At 60.8% G+C, this 24,553-nt stretch carries 20 protein-coding genes; 9 read left to right on the forward strand and 11 right to left on the reverse strand.

The genetic code is table 11. The features are described 5' to 3' along the window. Positions 1–24 precede the first annotated feature (24 nt). The 3 genes from gloB (at position 25) to AC5SSZ_RS11455 (ending at position 4,274) form a co-directional block, all read left to right on the forward strand. Complete coding sequence (gene gloB, locus AC5SSZ_RS11445) at positions 25–798, forward strand: hydroxyacylglutathione hydrolase (RefSeq protein ID WP_495438237.1); 774 nt, start codon at positions 25–27, stop codon at positions 796–798. A gap of 180 nt (positions 799–978) precedes the next feature. Then, the gene (gene clpA, locus AC5SSZ_RS11450; protein WP_495438238.1) at positions 979–3,303 is read left to right on the forward strand and encodes an ATP-dependent Clp protease ATP-binding subunit ClpA; all 2,325 of its coding nucleotides are present in this window, start codon (positions 979–981) and stop codon (positions 3,301–3,303) included. Then, positions 3,303–4,274, forward strand: a complete 972-nt coding sequence (locus tag AC5SSZ_RS11455) for a M23 family metallopeptidase (protein ID WP_495438239.1) — start codon at positions 3,303–3,305, stop codon at positions 4,272–4,274. The genes clpA and AC5SSZ_RS11455 overlap by 1 nt, the downstream gene beginning before the upstream one ends. Before the next feature lie 21 nt (positions 4,275–4,295). Here AC5SSZ_RS11455 and AC5SSZ_RS11460 read toward each other — a convergent pair whose 3' ends face one another. From AC5SSZ_RS11460 to AC5SSZ_RS11470, 3 genes are all read right to left on the reverse strand, one after another. Then, positions 4,296–6,650: a peptidoglycan -binding protein gene (locus AC5SSZ_RS11460; RefSeq protein WP_495438240.1), complete on the reverse strand. Its 2,355-nt coding sequence runs from the start codon at positions 6,648–6,650 to the stop codon at positions 4,296–4,298. A gap of 3 nt (positions 6,651–6,653) precedes the next feature. Continuing rightward, positions 6,654–7,841 carry a biopolymer transporter ExbB gene (locus tag AC5SSZ_RS11465; RefSeq protein WP_065272865.1) on the reverse strand — a complete coding sequence of 396 codons (1,188 nt, stop codon included), beginning with the start codon at positions 7,839–7,841 and terminating at the stop codon, positions 6,654–6,656. A gap of 77 nt (positions 7,842–7,918) precedes the next feature. Continuing rightward, on the reverse strand, positions 7,919–8,449 hold the full coding sequence (locus AC5SSZ_RS11470) for a gamma-glutamylcyclotransferase (RefSeq protein ID WP_495438241.1): 531 nt from the start codon (positions 8,447–8,449) through the stop codon (positions 7,919–7,921). A gap of 69 nt (positions 8,450–8,518) precedes the next feature. Between AC5SSZ_RS11470 and AC5SSZ_RS11475 the strand changes: the two genes are divergently transcribed. Further along, positions 8,519–9,517 (forward strand): DUF2125 domain-containing protein, encoded by a 999-nt coding sequence (locus AC5SSZ_RS11475; RefSeq protein WP_495438242.1) that lies wholly within the window; start codon positions 8,519–8,521, stop codon positions 9,515–9,517. A gap of 36 nt (positions 9,518–9,553) precedes the next feature. On the opposite strand, the gene AC5SSZ_RS11480 is transcribed toward AC5SSZ_RS11475, so the two are convergent. From AC5SSZ_RS11480 to AC5SSZ_RS11495, 4 genes are all read right to left on the reverse strand, one after another. Beyond that, complete coding sequence (locus tag AC5SSZ_RS11480) at positions 9,554–10,393, reverse strand: extensin-like domain-containing protein (protein WP_495438243.1); 840 nt, start codon at positions 10,391–10,393, stop codon at positions 9,554–9,556. Then, complete coding sequence (locus tag AC5SSZ_RS11485) at positions 10,390–11,310, reverse strand: prephenate/arogenate dehydrogenase family protein (RefSeq protein WP_495438244.1); 921 nt, start codon at positions 11,308–11,310, stop codon at positions 10,390–10,392. Before AC5SSZ_RS11485 ends, AC5SSZ_RS11480 begins: the two co-directional genes overlap by 4 nt. Next, a complete protein-coding gene (gene hisC / locus AC5SSZ_RS11490; protein WP_495438245.1) occupies positions 11,307–12,398 on the reverse strand; it encodes a histidinol-phosphate transaminase in 1,092 nt (363 codons plus the stop codon). The genes AC5SSZ_RS11485 and hisC overlap by 4 nt, the downstream gene beginning before the upstream one ends. A gap of 131 nt (positions 12,399–12,529) precedes the next feature. Further along, positions 12,530–13,954, reverse strand: coding sequence for an aminotransferase class V-fold PLP-dependent enzyme (locus AC5SSZ_RS11495; protein ID WP_495438246.1), 1,425 nt, complete (start codon positions 13,952–13,954; stop codon positions 12,530–12,532). 103 nt (positions 13,955–14,057) lie between these two features. Here AC5SSZ_RS11495 and AC5SSZ_RS11500 point away from each other — a divergent pair, with 103 nt between their 5' ends. Then, positions 14,058–14,519: an Lrp/AsnC family transcriptional regulator gene (locus tag AC5SSZ_RS11500; protein ID WP_369001911.1), complete on the forward strand. Its 462-nt coding sequence runs from the start codon at positions 14,058–14,060 to the stop codon at positions 14,517–14,519. A 52-nt stretch (positions 14,520–14,571) separates the two neighbouring features. On the opposite strand, the gene AC5SSZ_RS11505 is transcribed toward AC5SSZ_RS11500, so the two are convergent. The 3 genes from AC5SSZ_RS11505 to AC5SSZ_RS11515 all read right to left on the reverse strand — a co-directional run bounded on the left by AC5SSZ_RS11505 (position 14,572) and on the right by AC5SSZ_RS11515 (position 17,307). After that, on the reverse strand, positions 14,572–15,144 hold the full coding sequence (locus AC5SSZ_RS11505; RefSeq protein WP_065272857.1) for a PA14 domain-containing protein: 573 nt from the start codon (positions 15,142–15,144) through the stop codon (positions 14,572–14,574). A 205-nt stretch (positions 15,145–15,349) separates the two neighbouring features. Beyond that, positions 15,350–15,970, reverse strand: a complete 621-nt coding sequence (gene rpsD, locus AC5SSZ_RS11510) for a 30S ribosomal protein S4 (RefSeq protein WP_065272856.1) — start codon at positions 15,968–15,970, stop codon at positions 15,350–15,352. A gap of 269 nt (positions 15,971–16,239) precedes the next feature. Then, positions 16,240–17,307: a Hint domain-containing protein gene (locus AC5SSZ_RS11515; RefSeq protein WP_495438247.1), complete on the reverse strand. Its 1,068-nt coding sequence runs from the start codon at positions 17,305–17,307 to the stop codon at positions 16,240–16,242. A gap of 703 nt (positions 17,308–18,010) precedes the next feature. Between AC5SSZ_RS11515 and AC5SSZ_RS11520 the strand changes: the two genes are divergently transcribed. The 4 genes from AC5SSZ_RS11520 to AC5SSZ_RS11535 all read left to right on the forward strand — a co-directional run bounded on the left by AC5SSZ_RS11520 (position 18,011) and on the right by AC5SSZ_RS11535 (position 22,835). After that, positions 18,011–18,760 carry a response regulator gene (locus AC5SSZ_RS11520; protein WP_274830175.1) on the forward strand — a complete coding sequence of 250 codons (750 nt, stop codon included), beginning with the start codon at positions 18,011–18,013 and terminating at the stop codon, positions 18,758–18,760. A 148-nt stretch (positions 18,761–18,908) separates the two neighbouring features. Further along, positions 18,909–21,281, forward strand: a complete 2,373-nt coding sequence (locus tag AC5SSZ_RS11525; RefSeq protein WP_495438248.1) for a sensor histidine kinase — start codon at positions 18,909–18,911, stop codon at positions 21,279–21,281. Position 21,282: 1 nt separating this feature from the next. Next, positions 21,283–21,729, forward strand: coding sequence for a response regulator (locus AC5SSZ_RS11530; protein WP_065272853.1), 447 nt, complete (start codon positions 21,283–21,285; stop codon positions 21,727–21,729). Positions 21,730–21,755: 26 nt separating this feature from the next. After that, the gene (locus AC5SSZ_RS11535; RefSeq protein WP_274830177.1) at positions 21,756–22,835 is read left to right on the forward strand and encodes a sensor histidine kinase; all 1,080 of its coding nucleotides are present in this window, start codon (positions 21,756–21,758) and stop codon (positions 22,833–22,835) included. A 101-nt stretch (positions 22,836–22,936) separates the two neighbouring features. Here AC5SSZ_RS11535 and AC5SSZ_RS11540 read toward each other — a convergent pair whose 3' ends face one another. Further along, entirely contained in the window at positions 22,937–24,418 is a 1,482-nt protein-coding gene (locus AC5SSZ_RS11540) for a methyl-accepting chemotaxis protein (protein ID WP_495438249.1), read from the reverse strand. Between the last annotated feature and the right edge of the window lie 135 nt (positions 24,419–24,553).

Genomic DNA, 24,553 nt, shown 5'->3' on the forward strand with positions numbered 1-24,553 from the left:
GGCAGTCTAACAATGAAAAAGCGAATGACCATGCCCCTTGAGATCGTCACCGTTCCCTGCCTCTCTGACAACTACGCCTTCCTGCTGCATGACGCCGCATCGGGGCGCACCGCACTGGTTGACGCTCCGGATCCTGCCGCCATCACCGCCGCCCTGAAGAAGCGCGGATGGGGGCTGGACGAGATCCTGCTGACCCATCACCACTGGGACCATATTGACGGGACCAAGGAGCTGTGCAGCACCTTTGGTGCCTCGGTGACTGGCGCGGCCGCAGATGCACACCGGCTGCCAGATCTGGATCGCGCTGTGCAGGATGGTGAAAGCTTCGATTTGTTCGGTCACGAGGTTCAGGTGCTGGATGTTTCCGGCCACACCGTTGGCCACATCGCCTTTTACATCCCGGACAGCAACGCCGTCTTTACCGCTGACAGCCTGATGGCGCTTGGCTGTGGCCGCCTCTTCGAAGGCACGCCCGAGCAGATGTGGAACAGCCTGTCGCGCCTTGCCGCTCTGCCTCCCGAAACCGTGGTTTATTCCGGCCATGAATACACCCAGGCCAATGCCGCCTTTGCCATTACGATCGACCCGGACAACGACGCCCTAAAGACCCGCATCGCGCAGATCGACACCGCCCGCGCGGCGGGCGAGCCAACCGTGCCCTCCTCGCTGCAACTGGAATTGGACACAAATCCCTTCCTGCGTGCCCATCTTTCCAGCGTTAAGGAATCGATGGCCATGCAGAACGCTGAAGACGTTGATGTCTTTACAGAAATCCGGCGCAGAAAGGACAATTTCTGACCTCTGGCGTGTATCATTTCCGGCTTAGCAACAAGAAATGTGACCGAAAAATAAAAGAAAGCGCTTGAAGCCGGCGGTCTATCAACCAAACTCTAATACTATGAGGCCATGGTTGAGAGTGGGGAAGGATGGTAAATACGCCGCCCCGCCCCCCTCAACCCAAGACAGAGGAGCACGCCCGTGCCTTCATTCTCGAGCACATTGGAACAAGCCATTCACGCAGCGCTGGCGCTGGCGAATGAGCGGCGACACGAATTCGCAACGCTGGAGCACCTGCTGCTGGCGCTGCTGGACGAACCCGACGCAGCCCGCGTGATGCGCGCCTGCAGCGTCGACCTCGGCGAATTGCGAACGGCCCTGGTGGAATTCGTGGATGAGGATCTGTCGAACCTGGTTACCGATATTGACGGCTCCGAAGCTGTGCCCACCGCGGCATTCCAGCGGGTGATCCAGCGGGCTGCGATCCATGTCCAAAGCTCGGGCCGCACCGAAGTCACCGGCGCCAATGTGCTGGTTGCGATCTTTGCCGAGCGCGAAAGCGATGCCGCCTATTTCCTTCAGGATCAGGACATGACCCGCTATGACGCGGTGAACTTCATCGCCCATGGTGTGGCCAAGGATCCTGCATTTGGCGAACCGCGCCCGGTTTCCGGCGCTCACGAGGCTGAAGAAGAACCACAGCCGCAGGCCGCCGAGGGCGAAAATAAGGAAAGCGCGCTGGCCAAGTATTGCGTCGATCTCAACGCGAAATCCCGCGAAGGCGACATCGATCCGCTGATCGGCCGCAGCCACGAAGTGGAGCGCTGCATTCAGGTTCTGTGCCGCCGCCGCAAGAACAACCCGCTGCTGGTTGGTGATCCCGGCGTTGGCAAAACCGCCATCGCCGAAGGTCTGGCGCGCAAGATCGTGCAGGGTGAGGTGCCGGAGGTTCTCTCCGAGACCACCATCTATTCGCTCGACATGGGCGCGCTGCTGGCCGGCACCCGTTATCGCGGTGATTTCGAGGAACGCCTGAAAGCGGTTGTGACCGAGCTGGAACAACACCCCGACGCGGTTCTCTTCATCGACGAGATCCACACGGTGATCGGCGCTGGCGCCACATCTGGCGGCGCCATGGATGCCTCTAACCTGCTGAAGCCTGCGCTTCAGGGCGGCAAGCTGCGCACCATGGGCTCCACCACCTACAAGGAGTTCCGTCAGCACTTTGAAAAAGACCGCGCCCTGTCGCGCCGGTTCCAGAAGATCGACGTGAACGAACCCACGGTCGAAGACGCCATCGAAATCCTGAAGGGCCTGAAACCCTATTTCGAGGAACACCACAGCGTCAAATTCACCACCGATGCGATCAAATCGGCGGTGGAGCTGTCGGCGCGTTACATCAACGACCGCAAACTGCCGGACAAGGCCATCGACGTGATCGATGAGGCCGGCGCCGCGCAGCATCTGGTGCCCGAAGACAAGCGTCGCAAGACCATCGGCGTCAAAGAGGTTGAAGCCGTCGTTGCCAAGATCGCCCGCATTCCGCCCAAGAGCGTGTCCAAGGACGATGCAGAGGTGCTGAAGGATCTGGAGAAATCGCTCAAACGCGTTGTTTTCGGTCAGGACGATGCCATCGACGCGCTGTCCAGCGCCATCAAACTGGCGCGCGCAGGCCTGCGGGAGCCGGAAAAGCCCATCGGCAACTACCTCTTTGCGGGCCCCACCGGTGTCGGCAAGACCGAGGTCGCCAAACAGTTGGCCGATACGCTGGGTGTGGAACTGCTGCGCTTTGACATGTCGGAATACATGGAGAAACACGCGGTCTCCAGCCTGATCGGCGCGCCTCCGGGCTATGTCGGCTTTGATCAGGGCGGTCTTCTGACCGATGGCGTCGATCAGCATCCGCATTGCGTGCTGCTGCTGGACGAGATCGAAAAGGCGCACCCCGATGTCTTCAACATCCTGTTGCAGGTGATGGATAACGGGCAGCTCACCGATCACAACGGCCGCACCGTGAACTTCCGCAACGTGGTTCTGATCATGACCTCCAACGCCGGTGCCTCGGATATGGCGAAGGCCGCCATCGGCTTTGGTCGTGACCGCCGCGAGGGCGAAGACACCGCCGCCATCGAGCGGACCTTCACCCCGGAGTTCCGCAACCGGCTGGATGCGGTGATCTCCTTCGCGCCGCTGCCCAAAGAGGTCATTCTGCAGGTTGTCGAGAAATTCGTACTGCAGCTTGAGGCGCAGCTGATGGACCGCAACGTGTCGATCGAACTGACTCGCAAGGCTGCCGAATGGCTGGCCGAGAAGGGCTATGACGACAAGATGGGTGCGCGTCCTCTGGGCCGGGTCATTCAGGAGTACATCAAGAAACCGCTGGCCGAGGAACTGCTGTTCGGCAAGCTGACCAAGGGCGGTCTCGTCAAGGTTGGCATCAAGGACGGCAAGATCGACCTGCGCCTTGAAGGCCCGGGCAAGCCCCGGATTTCCGGTAACAAGCCGCCGCTGCTGACCGCAGAATAATGTATCGCACGCTTTTCGCGCTGTTTTCATCGCTCGCCGCACCCGTTGCGGCGGGCGATTTCTCATTGGACTGGCCCATCGACTGCGTGTTGGGCGACAGCTGCCACATTCAGCAATACGTCGACCGGGATCCCGGCCCCGGGGCGCAGGATTTCACCTGCAACGGCCTGACTTATGACGGGCACAAGGGCACGGATATCGCCCTGCCCTACCTTTCGGACATGCAGACCGGCGTCACGGTGCGAGCCGCCGCGGACGGGATCGTTGCGGGGCTACGCGATGGCATGCCGGATCAATACGCGACCAAGGCAAACGCTGCCGAGATCAAGGACCGAGAATGCAGCAACGGTCTGGTGCTGCGCCACGCGGGCGGCTGGGAAACCCAGTATTGTCACATGAAGCGCGGCTCCCTCCGCGTCGCCAAGGGCGACCGGGTGCCCGCTGGAACCGCCCTCGGCGAGGTTGGCCTCTCCGGCAAGACGCAATTCCCGCACCTGCATCTGTCGCTGCGCAAGGATGGCGCGGTTGTCGACCCCTTCCAGCCAGATAGCAGCGCCGCCTGCGGCACGGCATCCGGCGCCTCCCTGTGGGCGCAACCAGTTGCTTATGAGGCTGGTGGCTTCCTCGGTGCCGGGTTCAGCACCGGTGTTCCAGCCTATGACGCGATCAAATCCGGTACCACTGCGGCGAAGGGAGAGATGCTGGCAAAGGATGCGCCTGCGATGGTGTTCTGGGCCTATGCCTTTGGTGGACGGGAGGGCGACACCCTTACCCTCACCATTGACGGGCCGGGCGGCAAAATGATCGATCAGACGGCCACTCTGAAAAAGGATCAGGCGCAATTCTTCCGCGCTGCGGGCAAACGTCTGCGCCGGGCAGCCTGGCCTGCCGGGCTTTATACCGGGATTGCCCGGTTGATGCGCGACGGGGCAGAAGTGGACCGGATCATCCAGCCAATCCGGATCGACTGATCCACGTCCTTTCGTCCCGCCCTAGCGTTCGGTGAATTTCAACTCGATCCGCCGGTTCTGGGCGCGGGCCTCTGGCGTGTCGGCAGTGTTGACGGGCTGATATTCGCCAAACCCATTCGCCGCCAGCCGCCCCGGCGGAATGCCAAGCGCATCAATCATGTAGCGCACCACCGACAGCGCCCGCCCCTGGCTAAGCTCCCAGTTATCCTTGAACTTCGGATGCCCCAACAGGGTCGTGTTGTCAGTGTGGCCATCGACCCGGATGATCCAGTTGATCTCTGGCGGGATCGCAGCGGCCACGCTTTGCAGGATACGGGCAACCTTGGCGATTTCCGCCTTGCCCGCCTCCGACAGCTCGGCGCTTGCCGGAGCGAACAGCACTTCGGAGGCAAAGACGAAACGGTCACCCTCAATCCGCACACCGTCCTGGCTGCCCAGAACATCCCGCAGGCGCCCGAAGAACTCCGACCGGTAGCGCTCCAGATCCTGCGCCTTGTCGGCCAGAGCTGCCGCCTCGGCCTCCAGCCGCTTGCGCTCCTGTTCTTCCAGAATCCGGCGCTTGCGCTCTTCCGAGGCGGCGCGGGCCAGCGCGGCGTTCAGATCCTGACCCAGGTTCTGCAACTGAACCTGCTGCGCTGCATCGCGCGCCTGATAATCGTCCAGAATGGCCTGCAGGCTACCCAGCTGTTCGCGCAGGGCTGCGACCTGCTGGTTCAGCAGCGCCGCCTCGCGCTGTGCCTTGGTCGATAGCTGTTTCTGATCGGCCAGTGCCGCGCGGGCCTGCGCAAGCAGCGCGGCGCGTTCCTCTGCAAGGTTGCGCTGCCCCTCGGCGCTGTTCTCCGCCTCCTTCTGGGCATTGAGCGCAGCAAGCAGGCGCTGTTGCAGGACATCCGTATCGCTGGCCGCCGCGCGGGCGTTTTCCAGTGCTTCCAGCGCAGTCAGCAGACGTTGCTCCACCGCAGCGCGGTCCTCTGCAGTGGAACTGGCAGCGCTGCGGGCAGCGGCAAGATCAGCGCGGGCCTGCTGCAGTTGTGCCTCAAGCCCGGCCTGCAGGCTGGCAGCATCCGCCCGGACCTCGGCCAGCTGTTGTTCCAAGGCACGCCGCTCTGCGTCGGCCTTGTCTTCGGCCGCGCTCAGCGCCGCTTCCAGATCCGCCCGGGCCTTGGCGTGGTTTGCCTGAAGCTGGGCAAGCTGGTCTTCATACTGTGATTGCGTCTCGACCGAGGCCGCTTGCTGCCGCGCAAGTTCCGCTTCCAACTCGTCACGGGTGCGGGCGGCCTCTTGCCGGGCGGCCTGCAGATCTGCAGTCAGACTGGCGCGGGTTGCGTCTGCATCGGTCCGCACCCGGTCGAGTTCCGCCTCAAGGGCGCTGACCCGCGCCTCGGCCTCGGACTGGCTGACCTCCATCTGCGCCAGAACCCGGGTCAGCCGCTCGGCCAATTCGTCTCGTTCCCGCGATTGCGCGCGGGCGGCTTCCAGCGTGGCAAGCGCCTCTTCCAACTGGCTGTCCAGCTGCGCCTTGGCAGCCTCGGCGGCGGCCAGAAGGGTCAGCGTATCCTCGGCCCGCTGGCGCTGTGCCTCCAGCGACAGGGTCATGGCGGTCAGTTCGGCGTCAGCGTCTTCCAGTTTCTTGCGCAGGGCCTCAGCCGCCGCAGCTTCGGCCAGACGGGCAGTTTCTTCTTCGCTCAGCTGGTCTTTCAGATCGGCCAGCTCAGCCTCTTGCGCCGTGCCTTCCGCCTGCAAATCAGCGATCATCGCCTCCAGCGCCTCGCGCCGAGCCGCAGCCAGCCTCGCCGCTTCAACACCGGCATCGATTTCATCACGGGCCTGCGCCAGCGCCAGGTTCAAGGCTTCCTGCTCACTCAGCAGCTCAGCCCGGTCCGCCTCCAGCTGTTCCCGCTCCGCACTCAGATCCGCGATTTCAGCCGTTGCAGCCTCCTGATCGGCGATCAGGGCGGCTACCTGCGCCTCGAAGGCGGTGATGCGGCTACGCGCGGCCTCTAGATCGGCAACCCGCGCGTCCCGTTCCGAGGTGAGCGACGCAATCAGCGATTTCTGCTCGGCAATCTGTCCCTCGGCCTGCTGAAGTTCGTCCTGCGTCGTGCTCAGCGTTGCGGTGAGCGCGCCAAGCCGGGCGGTCAGAAGATTGTTCGAACGTTCCTCAAGCCCCAGCGCATTGGCCAGCGCCTGTACCTCGGACGAGAGTTCGTCCAGCTCGCTTTCCTGTCCGGTGATGGTCTCGCGCAGCACCGATTGCACCACCATGAAAATGGTCAGCACGAACATCAGCACCAGCAAAAGCCCGGTCATCGCGTCGACGAAGCCCGGCCAAATCGAGGCCTGGAACCGTTGCCCAGTGCGCCGGGACAGGGCCATGGGTCAACCCTCGTCCTGAGAGGCGGCCTTGGCTGCGCGCTGGCCGCCCCGTGGCGGAGCAAAGGCCTTGACCATCAGGTCGATATCCTTGCGCAATTCGGCCAGGCTTTCCTGTCGACCGGCCGAAATTTCCTCAAGAATGCGCAGCATCTGCACGTCGATCGAGCGCAGCCGCATGCGGCTTTCGGCATCAAGGCCCACGTCGCCATGGGCGCGCATGATCTCGGTCAGGGTTTCCTGCCCGACAGCCACCCGCTCCAAGGCCGCGCTCAGCGTTTCATTCTGTTCCTGACGCTGGTTCATGTCGTTGATACTATCGACCAGCTGCGAGAGTTTTTCCTCGACCGCGACGCGGCCCTGTGCGGTTTCGGCGAACATGCCCTGCAGGGCATCCATCTGCTCGGCCATTGTATCCAGCACCTCGGAAACGATCCCGCTGTCCCCGGCCCCATCTTCGCCCGAAGAAAAGCTGACCCGGGTAAAGGAGGACAGCCATTCTTCCAGCTCGCGGTAGAACCGATTTTGGCCGTGCCCGGCAAAAAGCTCCAAAAGGCCGACGATGAGCGACCCGGCAAGCCCCAGAAGGGAAGAGGCAAAAGCAACACCCATGCCGCCCAGCTGCGCCTCAAGCCCGGTCATCAGCCGGTTAAAGATGGTCAGGCTTTCTTCGCCCTCCTGCGGGGCAAGGCTGCGAATGGTATCTACAACCGCCGGAACCGTAGTCGCCAGACCATAGAACGTACCCAAAAGACCAAGAAAAATCAGAAGGTTGACGATATAGCGGGTGATTTCCCGGTCTTCATCGATCCGCGTTGCCACGGAATCCAGGATCGAGCGGGTCGAGGAAGAGCCAAGCTGCATCCGCGCCCCCCGCGACCGCAGGAGCGAGGCCAGCGGCGCCAGCATCGACGGCGGTCGGTCTTCGCCGCGGCTGCCGCCGCCGGCAAAGCTTTCGATCCAGCGCACCGAGCCGATCAGCTGCACGACCTGCCAGAAACAGGCCAGCACCCCAATCACAAAGACGAAAAGGATAAACCCGTTGAGCCAGGGGTTGGCCTGAAACACCGGCAGCACACGTGGCAGCGCAACAAAGGCGCCAAAACCGGCAAGTCCCAATGCAATCAGCATCAGAATGACCTGTCGGACCGGTTGGGAAAACTGGGGCCTGATCTTACCGTCTGGCTGCGCCATATTAAGGGGCTCCTGCCTCTTTCAGTGCTCTTCTCGCGCCTGAAGCCTACAAGGAAAGAGACTGCAACGCCAAGGCTTTATGCTGTGATCTGCCGCACGCGCCCCGCCAGCCAGTCCAGATCTTCATCATTCAGCCCGATCTCGGCCAGATGGCTCGCGGTATTATAGAGGTATTCGGTGTTGGGACCGCGCCCGCCCACCGCATGGGCAATGATCCGGGCCTGTTCCTCAAGGCTCATCCCGCCGCAATACTGCACATGATGGGGGGCGATCACATAGGTCACCGCGGTCACAAGATCCCCGGTGTGCAGCTCCACCTCCAGATCCCGCTCGACATAGGCCGAGGAGATCAGCTCACGCTCGCGCAGATAATCCAGCGTCTCGGTTTCAGCGCCGTTTTCCACCGCCAGAGCAAGGCCCGTGCAATGTGCCCCGGCGACCTCATCCAGTGCCAGAACCAGACCCGGTTTCTCTTCAGTGCCGCGATGGTGAACCGAACTCATGCAGAAGGAGCGCGCATAGCCCTGCAGCGTCGCGATCTCGCGGCGCGCGACGGGAAATCCCGGGTTCCACAACAGTGATCCGTATCCGAACACCCACATGGTCATGACAACTGGTCCTTTCTGATCCCTGTCTGTAAACAGCAAATCTGCTCCGGGCAAAAGAGGGTCTTTGGCATGCGCGTTGTGAAACTTCTGGTGGCTGCCGGGCTGGTATGGAGCCTGTATTGGGCCGCCAGCGCCTGGGGCCTGCGCAGCGGTATTGCCCAATGGTTCGATGAGCAGGAGCGGCAGGGTTGGCTGGCGGAATACGCTGCGCTGGAAAGTTCCGGTTTCCCGACAGCGCACCGGACGCGCATCCTGCATCCAACACTAGCCGACCCCGGCACTGGCGCCGCCTGGAGCGCGGATTGGATCAGCCTCTACAGCCTGCCCCTGAAGCCGCAGGAGGTGACGCTGCAGTTTCCCCCCGCCCCGCAGCGCCTGTCGCACTATGACAAGACAGCAGTCCTGCAGGCTGCGGACATGCAGGCGGACCTGCAGCTCGCGCCCGGATCAGCCATGTCACTGGAACGGATGTCACTGCAGGCGGCAGAGTGGAAGATATCGCGGGCGGGTAAGATCCTGCTATCCGCCCCTGCCTTTGCCCTGGACATGACCCGAACGGGGGACACGGAGAGCTATCGCATTTCGGCCCGTGCAGAGACGCTGACCCCCCGCGGCAGATTGCAACGGATGCTGATCTCAGCCGAAGAGCTGCCACCCAGCCTGACCGATGTCACGCTCGCGGCGGATGTCCTTTTTGACACCGCATGGGACCGACGCGTGCTGGAACTGCGCCGCCCGCAACCGCGCCGGATCACCCTGACGCAGGCAGAGGCGCATTGGGGCACCCTTGCCCTGCGGGCCAATGGCAGCGTGGATGTGGACGAGGCTGGCCGGATGAGCGGCAAGGTGGATATCAGGGCAGAGAATTGGCGTGGCCTGCTGCGGCTTGCAGAACGCTCCGGCCTGCTACCTGCCCGCCTGCGCGGTGGCACCGAACGGATCCTGGGGCTGCTGGCTCAGATGCATGGCCGTGAACAGGATCTCGACATTGCGCTGTCGATCACCGACGGGCAGATGTACCTTGGCCCTCTGCCACTGGGCGCGGCTCCGCGTATCACGCTCTACTGAAGGAGCCAGTCGGCATCCCTCACGGGTCTGACCCGGTCAGCGGCAGTAGGCTCCCCCCCGGTGGCGCGCCACATCCAGATGGAAGTGATCCTTGTGATAGCGATCCGCGTCAGGCCCTAGTACTGTGCCAAAGGGCCCACAAGCCGCCTTCCAGATCTTGCGCAGTTTTCTGCGGGTGCGCCGCTTCTGCCAGCCTTCCAGAACGGTGATCGTCTCACCATCTTCCAGGGTGAAGCCGGAAATATCGATCGCCTTGCCCTTGCCATGCTCCGAGATGCGCGCGCCTGGGCGGTTGTTGCGGGTGCGGCAGGAATAATGCGCAGCCACCCGCAGCGACACTACGCGGTTGCGGCGGCCAAATGCCTTTTCCACGTCCCGTTCGACCCAGCGGTTCAGCGATTTCGCCATATCGCAGGTCATCACCGATTTCTTGCTAAGCTGCACACCCGCGACCGAGGACACCCGGACCGCCGATTTCGCACCGCAGCCCGGTAGAGAGCCGACGACAGAGCCAACCGGCTCTCCCTGAATATCAATATCGCCGCAGACCGAGGTTTTACGCAGCTTGCGCCGCTTGAACAGCACCTGCTGAACAATGGCATCGGGGCGCAAGCTGGGGCGCAACGAACTGCCCGGCCCGACATCGGGCAACGTGACCACACCCAGCGCCGCCACGGCTAAGGTTTGCTCTGACATCGGCCGCCCTTGTGGCCTCATCAGCTCGGGCCCAGCCAAGGTAGAGACATCAAGTTCGGGGCCCGGTGAGGCTGCAATGCCTGCCGGGCGCCCGGCCGGACGCAGGGACGCCTCGGGCGCCGTCGCAGCGGCGGCATCGGCCAACAAAAGGCCCAGCGCAAAAGCAGCCCGGGCGATCATGTCTTCTTTGCCCGTCCGAAATCCGGTGCATCCGTATCCTGCCCGGCCTCGATGATCCCGCGGCGGATGGCGCGGGTGCGGGTGAAATATTGGTGCAGATGCTCCCCGTCGCCGGTGCGGATCGCCCTTTGCAGGGCGAAAAGCTCCTCGGTGAAACGGCCCAGGATTTCCAGCGTCGCGTCCTTGTTGGTCAGGAACACATCGCGCCACATGGTCGGGTCCGAGGCCGCGATCCGGGTAAAGTCCCGGAAACCAGCAGCCGAGTATTTGATCACCTCGCTGTCGGTCACGCGGCGCAAATCGTCAGCAACCCCCACCATGGTATAGGCAATAAGGTGCGGCGCGTGGCTGGTGACAGCCAGCACCAGATCGTGGTGATCCGCATCCATCTCATCGACATTGGCGCCCATCCCCTCCCAGAGGTCACGCAGGCGCTGCACGGCATCGGGGTCGGTGCCTTCGACGGGAACCAGAAGGCTCCACCGATTATCAAACAGTTCGGCAAAGCCTGCCTCGGGCCCGGAATGCTCAGTCCCCGCCAAAGGGTGCGCCGGGACGAAATGCACGCCATCGGGGATATGCGGCGCGACAGCCTCGATCACATGGGCCTTCACCGAGCCGACATCAGACACCGTGGCGCCGGGTTTCAGCACGCTCGCAATATCCTGCATCACCGCGCCCATGGCGCCGACCGGCACACAAAGGACCACCAGATCGGCGCCCTGCGCAGCCTCAGCGGCGCTGTCACAGACGCGATCACACAGCCCGATGCGCCGGGCAGTGTCCCGGGTTTCGGCGCTGCGAGCATAGCCCGTGACCTCACCCGCCAGACCGGCCCGCTTCATCGCCCAGAACATCGAAGAGGCGATCAGCCCCAGCCCGATCAGCGCGACACGGTTGTAGACTGGCGCGCTCATGCTGCGCCCTGCCCGGCTTTGAAGGCCTTGACCGCGGCAGCAACGGCGCGGCAGGCGGCCTCGTCGCCGATGGTGATGCGCAGCGCATTGGGCAGGTTGTAGCCCGCCACCCGCCGAACGATCAGCCCCTGCGCCTTGAGGTAATCATCACAGGCCTCAGCCTCAGCTTGGCTGGCAAAGCGCGCGAGGATAAAATTTGTGCAGGAGGTATCCGAGGGCACCCCGAGTTCAGCCAGTGCCTCGGCCAGCCAACCGCGCCATTTGGCGTTTTCCGCGCGGCAGCGGTCGACATAATCGGTATCCCGCACCGAAGCCTCGGCCGCAGCCAGCGCGGTGGTCGAGACGTTGAACGGTCCACGCAGGCGGTTCAGAACATTGATGATTTCCTGCGGGCCATAGCCCCAGCCGATGCGCGCACCACCCAGCCCGTAGATCTTGGAGAAGGTGCGGGTCATGAAGACATTGTCACGCTCAGCCACCAGCGAAGCGCCTGCATCGAAGCCTTCGACATATTCGGCATAGGCGCCATCCAGCACCAGCAGCGCCCCCTTTGGCAGGCCATCGGCCAGACGCGCCACATCGGCCGCGCCGATCATGGTGCCCGTGGGGTTGTTGGGGTTGGCGATGAACACCAGCTTGGTTCGCTCGGTGCAGCCCGCAAGCAAGGCGTCAACATCGGTCACCCGCTCATTCTCACGGACCTCGACCGGGGTCGCCCCTGCCGCCTGCGCGCTGATGCGATACATGGCAAAACCGTGCTCGGTATAAAGCACCTCGTCCCCCGGCCCCACATAGGCCTGACACAGAAAGGCGATGATCTCGTCGCTGCCAGCACCGCAGATGATCTGCGCCGGGTCCAGCCCATGCACCTCACCAATGGCGGCGCGCAGCTCAGCATGATCCGAGCTCGGATAGCGATGCATCGTCGCCGCAGCCTCGCGCATCGCTTCGATGGCGCGCGGGCTGGGGCCGAGAGGGTTCTCATTCGAGGAGAGCTTTACCGTGTTGCTCACCCCATCCACATGGGCAGCCCCACCCTGATAAAGGGCGATGTCCATAATTCCAGGCTGCGGTGTGATCTGGGTCATAAGAGGGACTCCTTGGTTCCACCCCGTTCATACCCGCGCACAACGCAATCGAAAAGCCGCAAGATGCCCTCAACAGACGCAGTGCGCTTTTTGCGCCGCCTGTCGTCCTGTGGCCGCCGACCCTGGCCTGATCAGGCTGCCCTTGGCTGGAACCGCGCGGTCGCCGGGTCCGCCTCATATCGCGCAGCCAGATCCTCGGCCCGAAGAGCCAGATCATTGACGCTGTCGATGATGTATCGCGCGGTTTCATCCCGCATCAGGTAGGAAAAATTCAGCCGCACCCAGCCGGGTTTGCGCAGCTCCTTTCCGGCCTGAAGATCCGCGAACAGCGCGTTTGAATCCTGCGCATCGATATCCAGAAGCCGATGCGCATAGGGACCTGCACAGGCGCAGCCGCCCCGCGCTTGAATGCCATAAAAGTCGCTCAGCATCCGGGTGAACAGCTGCTGATGCACGGGTCGCCCCGAAGCCCCCCGGACGGTGAAGGAAAACACCGGCAGGCGCGGCGCAGTCGGATGGCCCAAAAGGGTCAGCTGCGGATTGCCCTGCCAGCCCTCCCGCGCCATGGCGCCGAAGCGGGCCTCCCGGCGGGCGATTTCAGCTTCACCCACGGCTTCCTTGACCAGAAACGCCAGCGCGGCGCGAATATCACCGATCACGTTCGGTGTTCCCGCCTCTTCACGCGCAGCCAGATCCGCGCTGTAGGCATGATCCCAAGGCGAGACAAAGCTGACCGTGCCGCCCCCGGGCCAAGAAGGGCATTTGCGGCGCACCGCAGTGCCATTCACGATCAGCACGCCCGATGCACCGGGTCCACCGGGAAACTTGTGCGGTGAGACGACCACGGCATCCTTGCGCGCGCCCCCCTTGCCGCCCATGTCGATCGGCAGATAGGGCCCGCCCCCGGCGTAGTCCCAAACCGCAAGCGCGCCATGGGCATGCAGCAGATCACTGACCGCATCCGCATCGGTCAGGATGCCGGTCACATTCGAGGCCGCCGAAAAACTGCCGATCTTCAGATCGCAGGCGGCATATTCGCTCAACGCCACCTGGAGGACCTCCAGATCAGGCCCGCCCCCCGCCGCTTCGGGGATCTCCACGACTGTTGCGCGGCTCTCCCGCCAGGGCAGAATATTGGAGTGGTGTTCATAAGGGCCGATAAAGACCACTGGCGCGCGAGCCTCATTCACGCCCAGCAGGCTGACCAGCCGGTTGAGACCGGCAGTGGCCCCTGACCCGGCAAAGATCACCGCGTCCTCCTGTTTTGCCCCGGTGATCCGCGCGATTTCCGCGCGCGCGGCGCGACGCAGGCGGGTCATATGGGCGCCGCAATAAGAGGCCTCGGTATGGGAATTGGCGTAAAATGGAAGAACATCGGAAACGATGAAATCCTCGACCGACCGCAACGCCCGGCCGGAGGCGACATAATCGGCGTAGACCAGCGGCACCATTCCATCGGCGCCAGGGATCTGCACGCCCTCACCGATCAGCTCATCTGCCAGACGCCCTTCGCGGGCCGCATCCTTCAGGGTTTGTTTTATGGTGGCAAGGGTCATCTGTTTCTCCGCTCTTCACCACAGAAACTTGACCCTCTGGAGCTGGAAATACTCCGCCTAATTTTGGTTGATGGCACGCAAATTTGTGTCATATGATCGCTAAATGACTAACAATCTAGATCATATTGATCGCGCCATCCTGCGCTGCCTTCAGGGGGATGCCAGCCTGTCACAACGGGAACTCGCCGAAAAAGTTGGCCTGTCGCAGAACGCCTGCTGGCGGCGGCTAAAGGCGCTGAATGACAACGGCGTGCTACAGGGGGCAACCGCGCGGATTGACCGCGCGAAACTGGGACTGGATCTGGTGGTCTTTGTCATGCTGCGCACGCGCCACCATTCTGCGGACTGGCTGGAGACCTTCCGCAGGCACGTTCTGACCATTCCCGAAGTGGTGGATTTTCATCGCATCGGCGGTGATTACGACTATCAACTGAAAGTTGTTACCGAAGACATGACCAGCTACGACAAGGTCTACCAGCGCCTGATCGCGGGGGTGGAGCTGGACAGCGTCACCTCCTATTTCGCGATGGAAGCCATCGCCGAAGGACGCCCCCTGCCCCTGTGACTCACCAGGGTGATCGATCGGGGCGCAGGAAGGCAGGAAGGGCCCGGTGCGATCAGTGGCCGAAGGCGGCGTCAGGCATCCACTTCATCCGTGCGCCTTCCGCGCCCATGCGCATGTGAAGGCAAGCCGTGCCAAGGCGCTGAAAATACAAGGCATCCAGCGGATACCATCCAGCCACCGGCACTTCGACCTCGGTCATGACGGTGCTGTCGCAGGTCTGCCGCCCATCGAACTGACCAACGATCTGCCCGCCGATTTTCGCCCGTAGCCCGTCATTGGTCAGGAAATCGATATTGTAGACGCCGGGCTTGTCAAAGCGGACATAGCCGGTGATCCGGGCTACCACGTGCTGGGCCTGTTTCGACGTTAGGGTGATGTCGCCTTCGTTAGTATCCCGATGATCAAGGCCTTTCAGCGGGCGCCCGGCTTCGGATCCCTGTTTCAACGCCGCCGAAGCCTCGGACAGGGTGCGTACGTCCTGCGGATAGGCATAACGCACAGCAAGACCGGAGCGGACGCTACCCGGCTGCGGATCTGCTGGTTGCAGCTTGACAGGCGCAGCTGCCAAGGCCGTTGCCAGTGTCATTGAAGCTGCGGCCAGAAACGTGCCGAATACTGTTCTCATCTTGGTCACCTCAGTCTGATGGGCTGCGCATTCCCAATGCTCGGCCCCAAGCCTACAACTGGATACGCCAAATAGACAAATGAGAATCGGCCGCTCAGCACCATTTCGCCGCGTGAAATTGGTAGCGGCGGGTCGCAACGACTGCCAAAATGGAAAAGGAGCCGCCCGAAGGCAGCCCCTGCGCAAATCCCGAAAGGGATCCGACTTAGTTTTTGGCGTAGAATTCGACGACCAGGTTCGGCTCCATCATCACCGGGTACGGCACATCGCCCAAGGAGGGGGTGCGCACGAAGGTGGCTTTCATTTTGGAGTGGTCGGCTTCGATGTAATCCGGAACGTCGCGCTCGGCCAGCTGAGTGGCTTCCAGCAGGACAGCCAGTTGCTTGGACTTGTCGCGGACCTCGATCACGTCACCCTCTTTCACACGGTAGGAGGGAATGTTGACGCGCTGGCCGTTGACCAGAACGTGGCCGTGGTTGACGAACTGACGGGCAGCAAAGACGGTCGGCACGAACTTGGCGCGGTAGACGACGGCGTCCAGGCGGCGCTCCAGCAGACCGATCAGGTTTTCACCGGTGTCGCCTTTGACACGCTCGGCTTCACCGTAGATGCGGCGGAATTGCTTTTCGGTCAGGTCGCCGTAGTAGCCTTTCAGCTTCTGCTTGGCGCGCAGCTGGATGCCGAAATCGGACAGTTTGCCCTTGCGGCGCTGACCGTGCTGGCCGGGGCCATATTCACGACGGTTGACCGGGGACTTCGGACGGCCCCAGATGTTTTCGCCCATGCGGCGGTCGATTTTGTACTTGGCAGACGTGCGTTTGGTCACGGCTGATCTCCTTTATTTATGGCTCCGCAATTTGATCCGAAAACCGGTTCCCACTTTTCGGATTGCGGGCGCAAGGCCAGCAAACCAGATCAGCCAGAACGCAGCCGGGCAAACGGCGGCTATAAAGGGCGTTGTCCTCTTGCCTTGCGGCATGACAGGGATCCCCTTGCGGGGGCCACCAACACCAATGAAGCCGCGCTTATACAGCCAGCCCCGCCCGTGTCAACACCTGTGGACAACGGTTTCTGCCATTCAAGGAGCGAAACGGCCTAGGCCGCCTCGTGCCGCAGAATTGCGGCCTCAGATGCGGTCAGGTTGCGTCGGGCAAAGGCCCCATAGCCGAGCGGATTTTCATCAACCCCCGGCAACAGGGTCAGCAGCCGCTGCCGATCACTCTTTGACAAGGTTGTAAGGGAGGCGTTGGCGGGATGAAAGCTTTCGCTTTCCACGCCATTTGCCCAGAGCACCTGATGCTCTTCGAACAACAGGTGAATATAGGTCACTTCGCGCAGCTGGGTATCCGGGGCAACGCTGGTCCCGTTGATCAGGTCCCGCGCCGCTACCAGCACTTCGGGCGTGTTGAACAGCGCTTGCACGCGCCTGCCCCGCAGCAACAGGCGGTGTTCCGGGGAGACCAGAAGGTCTTCTTCGGGGCGGTCCAACGCCAGCGCCCCAGCGCGCACACGCACCGGACGCAGCGCGGGGTAGACGAACAGGCGGGCACCGCTCATCCGGCGCGAACCGATCCAGCGGATTGCCTGGGGACCGTTGTCACGGGTCTGTACCAGATCACCCGGGCTGAGCCGTTCAACCGGACATGTCCCGCCCGGCGTGTCGATCAGGGTCCCGGGTGTAAAACAGATCAGTCCTGTGTCGGCGCCATTCTGTGGCTGCGCCCTCTGCCCCACATTCAGTGAAAGGTGCACAACCCACAGCTCCGCATCCCACGGCGGCAGCTCATCCACAAACATCAGCAGCGGCAGCCTGCCAGCCCCGACATCGATCAGCGTTGCGGTGTATTGACGGATCCCATCGGTGACGACAAAGCCCCTGTCCGGAACCGCATCCGCCTGATCCACTGCTTCAGGGACTGCGCCGGTGTCCAGGGCAGCGCCCACCAGCCTGCGCACCGACCGCGCGGCCCTGCGCCGCAGATCCGTTTCACCCTCTGCCACTTCCAGACGCAACAACTCTGTCGGCCCGTCCAGGCGCAGGCTGTTCCCATGCCACGACCAGGCCGCCCCGATCCTCAGGGCATCGGTCGGCGCGGACGCCAGACCGTCCAATTCTGTTTGCGACCAAGAAATGACAAACGTGCCAGTAAAGCCCGTTTTCATTGCTCTTGCCTGCCTCGGTTTTTGTTATTGTGCAGAACGTACCAATGGCCGTTGTCCAGTGAAAGGTCAAAGTCCAGCCGCCGACTATCCTTGCCTACACAGCGGCAGCAAAGCCACAAATTGATCGTGAGCGCCACGATGGCAACGCACAACCTACCGCAGAAGCCACCGGTTCACACCGGTCATTCTCTCCCCCTGCCCGGCTGGATATCCTGTCCGGCGCGGCGTGCCATGCGCCAGCCCAGTAAGAGATACCAAAAGGTCAAAATTCCTGTCTGATTTTCCTTCGCCGGCCCAAGATAAAACTCCCGCAAACCACCATTTTTATTGCAGTTTTTGCGCCACCTAAACTTTGCTGATGCTCTATCATCAAATGGCGCCTAGAACCTTCGGGATGCGCGGCTTCTGACGCGACACAAAGCCCGCACCCTCCCCTTAAACGCGAATAATTTGAGCGATTTCAATGCCCTGCCAATTGTCAAAAAAATGGATAGGAAAATCTACTGCCCTGCAGCGAAAACCCCTCCAGAATACCCTGCTTACGGCCACCCGCCGCCGCAGCGCGTTTTACAGATTGTTAGCCACTGTGGCGAATAGTGACAGGGTACCCCAATGTGTGTCAGGGGTTGAACGTCGGCCAAGCCCACTCCCGGGCGATCTGAAGTGCCATAGATCCCCGATGTTAGTTAGAAGGTGATCCGGTATGACGAATGACATTGACGAAGAAACCATCAGTTCCACAGTTCCTGAGGAAGTCCCTCAGGAAGCACAGCAACCTTTGACTGCGCTGACTTTGGATGACGATCCGATCGACCGATTGCGCTTGATCAAAACCTGCAAGAAGGCAGGACTGCAGATCGAGTTCACAGAGGTCGCGACCGTCGCCGACATGCGCCGAGAACTGGACCAGAACACATTCGATATTGTGTTCCTTGATCATAATCTGGGCATGGAAACCGGGCTGGATGCGCTGAAGGCGCTGATCGCCCATGAAGACCAGGCCGACGCAATCCCAATCATGCTGACCAGCGTCACCTCCCACCATACCGCGGTCGAGGCGATGCGAAACGGCTGCGCGGATTACATCGTCAAGGAAGAGCTGACAGTGTCAGCGCTGATCAAATCCGTGACATCCGCAATCGAGCGGCGCATTTTGTTTTCCGCCCTGTCAGGAGCACAGGCCTTCCAGCGCTCGGTTGGCGAAGTGATCGAGCGGTTCATGCTGACCTGCGGCCCGGAAATGCGTGAGATCCTGAGCAAGACCCTGGCCACCCTGCGCGGCCTGAAGGCGATCGAGAAAGCAGACCAGACCCTGGATCCGGTCATCCTGTCGAATTTCACGCTGCTGGAACGTGGCTGCAAGGATCTGACGGTACTCGTCGATGATCTGGTGAGCGTGGTGGCTGCAGCCCGCGGCGTACCCGTGCGCAAGCGGCCCTTGATCAGCAAATAATATGCATCAAGCCCTGTTCCGCTAATTTGGATTCTTGCGCGCCTGCAGTGCAGTGCCAAGGCGGTACCTGGCCGATAAACACCCGTTTGCCCGGATACAATTCCCGGAGCGACCAACGCGAGACATAAGCTAACGAACGAGAGCCCTGATGCCACACCGTAGGCGCGTCACACTGCGAACGCGGATAGCCCTGGTTGTCCTGTTGTCCACTGGGCTGGCACTGACGATCTTTTCCGCCTATGGCTATTTCCACTCCTTGGAAACGGTAAAAACAGCCACCCGCGAACGCATGAAGCGGGCCGGCGACATCTACGCACAGCGGATCGACAGCGTGCTCTACATGATGGAGCTGGATACCGGAATTCTCGCCTCTGTCCCGCAAGCGGTCGGCCTCGCAGGGCTGACGCGGAAAGCCACTGCCCCTGCGCCCGACCAGACCGAGACCACAGTGACACCACCCACGGCCACACAACCCAGCGCGGTGTGGTTCAGCGACAAACAACCCAAAGCTCCGGGGGCCAGCGCTGCCCGATCCACCGAGGGTTGGACCGAGAGCGTATCGGACATTTTCCTGAAATTCCTGGGGACAAGGCCGAAATATTCGCAAGTCCGGCTCTTGGTGAAAGAAGGTAACTGGAAGGAACTGGTGCGGGTCAACCGCATTGACGAAGAGCTGATCGTCGTCCCCGCTGGCGAACTCCAGATCAAGGGAAATGAGCCCTATCTGCAGCCCATCAAAGAACGTGGCGTCAGCGAGGTGTATTTTTCAGAAGTAACCTATAACCGGGAAAACGGCCGCGTCGTTGGGCCGCCCACCATCCGGGTGGTTCGACCGCTGCAGGACAGCGACGGGGACATCTTTGGTGCGATCGTCATCAACGCCGACGCTGAACCCCTGCTGCAGAGCGCCGAACTCTCTGTTGCCCCCGGATTTCAGGTCTACGCGGTCAGCAACAACTTCGATTACATCTCCTATCACGGCGAGGCCCAAAGCTCTCCACTCGCCTTTCATCAGGATCCGGACTGGCAGCCACCGCCCTACTCCGACCGGCTTACGTCCAACGATGAAGGACCGTTTTTTGAAACCGGATCAAATGACATGGGATATCTCTCGGCCGTGCTGGGACAACAGAACGCGACGCCGTTCCGGCTGAACATTCTGACCATCGCCCCGCATGAGATCCTGATTGCCCCCGCATTTCAGGAGCTGCGCGCAACCGCCGGCCTGTCGATGCTGCTGGCCGCGATGGCAGCGCTAGCGGCCTCCTTTCCCGCATCGCGCCTGCTCTCCCCCCTGACCCGGCTCAACCACGAAATCCGCAGCAAGATTCAAAGCGCGGAACCGGTGGATTTCGAAACCAGCCGCAATGATGAGGTTTCCGATCTCGCGCTCAGCTTTTCGGAAATGATCAATACCAGAATTGAGGAGGCAAACCGCCTGGATGCCATCCTCAACGGCGCGGCGGACGGGATCATCACCATCGATGCCGATGGCACAGTCGAGGATATGAACCCTGCTGCGGAAGAGTTGTTCGGCTATACCGCGCAAGAGGTCGTGGGCCAGAACGTGACCATGCTGATGCCCACAGCAGACGCGAACATACACCATCTTCACGTGGCGCGCTCCCTGCTCACCGGGCACCCTAAACAGATGGCCAAGAACCGCGAAATCTTCGGCGTCCGCAAGGATGGCAGCCAGATCCCGCTTGGCATTGCGGTCAGCCACGCAGTCTATTCCGGCGGATCAAGATACATCGGGATGATCCGCGACATCTCCCCGCAAAAGGCCGCCGATGAAAAGGTGAACAGCCTCATCAGCGCCCTGAAACGTTCCAATGCGGAACTGGACCAATTCGCCTACGTCGCGTCGCACGATCTCAAGGCACCACTGCGGGTGATCAACAATGCCGCTTCCTGGCTGGCCGAAGATCTTGCCCCGCATCTGACCGAAGACACCCAGGAAAGCCTGGACCTGCTGCAAAACCGCGCCACCAGAATGGAGCGGTTGCTGGACGATCTGTTGCAGCATTCCAGGATTGGCCGGGAAAAGGCGAGCAGCACCTCCGTGACCGGAGCCGAGTTGCGCGAGGAGCTGACAGACCTTCTGGACATACCCGAGGGCCTCACAGTGCAGTTCTGCGACGCGTTCGACCAGATCAAGGTTCAGCGCCTTCCCTTGCAGATTGTTCTCCTCAACCTGATCAGCAATGCCATACGGCATCATGACAAATCCGATGGGCACGTCTGGATAGACCTGACGCACCGCCCCGAAGAGATTGAGTTCCGGGTCGCCGACGATGGCCCCGGCATTCCGCAGGAATACCAGGAGAAGGTATTCGAAATATTCCAGACCCTGAAACCCCGTGACGAGGTCGAAACCAGCGGCATGGGGCTCGCCTTCGTCAAGAAACATGCCGGGCTGGTCGGCGCCACGATCAAGATCGACTCGGACGGCAAATCCGGCACAACCTTTATCCTGCACTGGCCCACCGGGCCGGACACCACATCGTTGGAGAATTGATATGAACACCGTCGCCCTCCAATCCGAAAAAGCGCTTAATATCGTGCTAGTCGAAGACGATGATGGCGACGCCAAAGCCTTGCGACGCGCCTTTAAAAAAGCGAAGATTGCAAATCCGATTACACGTTTCAAAGATGGGGTAGAGGCGCTCGCGTTTTTGCGTGGAAATCTGGAAACTACACCCCCCAAAACCTTTGTCGTTTTATGCGACATTAATATGCCGCGCATGAATGGTTTAGAATTACTGGGCAAAATTAGAGAGGACCCTCAGCTTCGCAAAACGCTTATTTTTATGTTGACCACATCGGATGATGAACGTGATATTGAAATGGCCTATCTGAACAATGTTGCAGGTTATATTGTCAAAGCCCGCGCCGGACATATGTTCTTGGATCTGATGACAACCTTGGACAACTATTGGCGCGTCGTCGAAATTCCGGAAATTTAGAGCAGGCACAAAAGGAAAATTTTCAAATGCTCGACATTATGATCGTGGACGATGATGAGGGTGATCGCAAGCTGGTCCGAAGGCTGCTGCGGGCTCCGGCGGGAAAGCGGTCATTCCGGGAAGCAAGCAACGGACAGGCGGCGCTGGATTACACGGATGACAACATCGATGTCATTTTCCTGGACTACCTGCTGCCCGGCATGTCCGGCCTGGAGCTTCTGGAACATTTTTCAAAGACATGGCCAAAGGCGACGATTTTCCTGATGACCGGCCAAGGAGACGAGGAAATCGCCAAGAGCGCCATTCTGCAAGGCGCCTCGGATTACATTCCAAAATCGATCATGACCGAAACGGCGCTGAACCGGATGATCGAAAACGGCATAAAGCTCTCCAAGATGCGCTGGAAACTGGAAGAACACCGGCAGGAGCTGAGCCTGTTTTCGGATGTTCTGGTGCATGACCTGCGGGCTCCCGTCCGAGCCATCGAGTTTCTGAGCGAACAGATCATCGAGGATTTCGAGAGCGGCAATATGGATGAGGTTGCCCGGGAATTCGAAATGATGAAACTTTCGGTAAGGCGCATGTCCGAGCTGATCGAAAGTCTTGCCAGCCACATCAACCTGAATGGCCCCTCCAACCAGGAGAAGGTGTCCGTGGAAAACCTTTTTGAACGCGCCCAGATGGCTCTGGCCAAGGATATTTCGGAAAGCGGCGCCGAGGTGCGTTGGAAGGCCAACGGGCTGTCGGTGGATTGCATCGCGCCGCAGGTCGCGCAGCTGCTGCAGAACCTGATCGGGAACTCGATCAAATACGCTGGCCCTTCCAGCCCGGTCATTTCAGTCTCTGCCGCCGAAATTCCAAACGGGATCCAGTTCACGGTAGCGGACAATGGCGTCGGGGTGCCTGAAGATTTCCGCGACAAAATCTTCGAACCCTTCCGCCGCCTGCAGCAAACCGAAGAATTGCCTGGCACCGGGCTTGGCCTTGCCACCTGTCGCAAGATCGCCGAACGCCATGATGGGGAAATCTGGTGCGCCGCCGATACCGACGTCGGCACCACGATACATTTCACAATCAAACAGCGCCCCGAGGAAGAAGACGACTAGGAACGTCGCCCTATAGCGGGAGGCTCAGCAGGGTTCGCGGGCGGGTCTGTCCCGCCCCACCGTTCAGGCTGTCGTTACCGGTTAGCAGCTCTGAGCAGGCTTCAACCAGCCCGCAAATTGGCAGCAGAGGTGCTCTCCGGCATGGCATCTGCCTCAGCGCAACCGATTGTCGGCCTTCCGATATCAAAGGATCCAATCAGCGTGTTCAGCCTGCCGACGTCCTCGGTCATGGAGAGCGCCGCCGCCGTCACCTGTTCCGCCATTGCCGCATTCTGCTGCGTCACCTGATCCAGTTGCGACACACCGACGTTGATTTCACCAAGACCAGTGGATTGCTGCTGCGCTGAGTTGGCGACTTCCGACGTCAACTCGACCGTCCGGCCAATATCACCGCGGATCATGGTCAAAGCCTCGCCGGTATCATTAACCAGCGTCACTCCCCCCTCCACGTGGCCCGCACTGACATTGATCAGTGATTTGATTTCATTTGCAGAATCCGCTGACCTTTGCGCCAGCGCTCGCACTTCAGAGGCAACCACGGCAAAGCCTTTGCCGGTTTCCCCCGCCCTTGCGGCCTCCACCCCGGCATTCAGTGCCAGCAGGTTGGTCTGAAAGGCGATATCATCGATCACATTGATGATCTGCGAAATCTGATGCGATGAATCCTCGATATCCTGCATCTTTCGAATGGCGCTCTGAACCACCTCGCCCCCGCGCGCGGCCCCGTCTCTGGTGCTATGGACGATCTTGGTGGTTTCCGATGTCGCATCGGCCGACGCATGCATGCTCACGGTAATCTGCTCGACCGCAGCCGCTGTTTCTTCCAAGGTCGCTGCCTGGGATTCCGTACGCTGTGACAGATCCTCTGCCGACTGGACCACCTCACTGGCGCGAATGTTCAACCGGGAGGCCGCATCCTGGATGGTATGCAGCACATCACGCTGAGTACAGATCAACCCATTGAAGGCCTTGCGCACCGGATCGTAGCGCTCAGGGTAGTCGCTTGCCTCCGGCCCGGGGATAAGCTGTGTCAGATCCCGCGCCGCCATCCGGTCGATACCCGCCGTCAGATGCGCAAAAGCCGTTTCCTGCTCTTCCTTTTCGGCAGAAAAATGCGCATCCAGAACCAGATGGGTGTCCAGCGAAAAGGCACGAGTCAGGGCGCTTATGATCTTTGGAACATTGTGCCTTCTAAACAGACCTAAAATACCCTGGTTCCGCTCCAGAAGAAGCTCCTGAATGTGCGAAACCGCCTGCGCATAGCCGGAAAGATAGAACAAAAATGGCAAGCCGATGCGGGGGTGGATTCGGCCGATCCGATAGGCACTTGCAAAATACTCTTCGCTAAACGCGCCCGACAACAACATCTCCCAGTGTTTTTGCTGCCCAAGCTTCGCCTGATCCATCAATTCCTGATTTGGAAAAAAACGCGCCATTTCGGGATCATCCATTACGACACCATAAAAACGATCCAAAACCTGAGGCAACAGCGGAACAACCAATTCTCCGCCCTCAATCAGATATTTTTTCACGACTTCATCAAAGCCAAACTTCGACAGCGCCTCTTCGTGCTCCTTTATCATAACAGCCTCGCAACCACTGAAAACATTAAAAGATTCGGCCCCAAGCGAGGCCACCAATCTCTCACTAAATGAAATCCATTAAAAATATGCAATTTTCTATTATTTTACGAACGCATTACGGGAGCGGGATCAGCT

Source organism: Phaeobacter sp. CC-HEC084, from assembly GCF_059429255.1.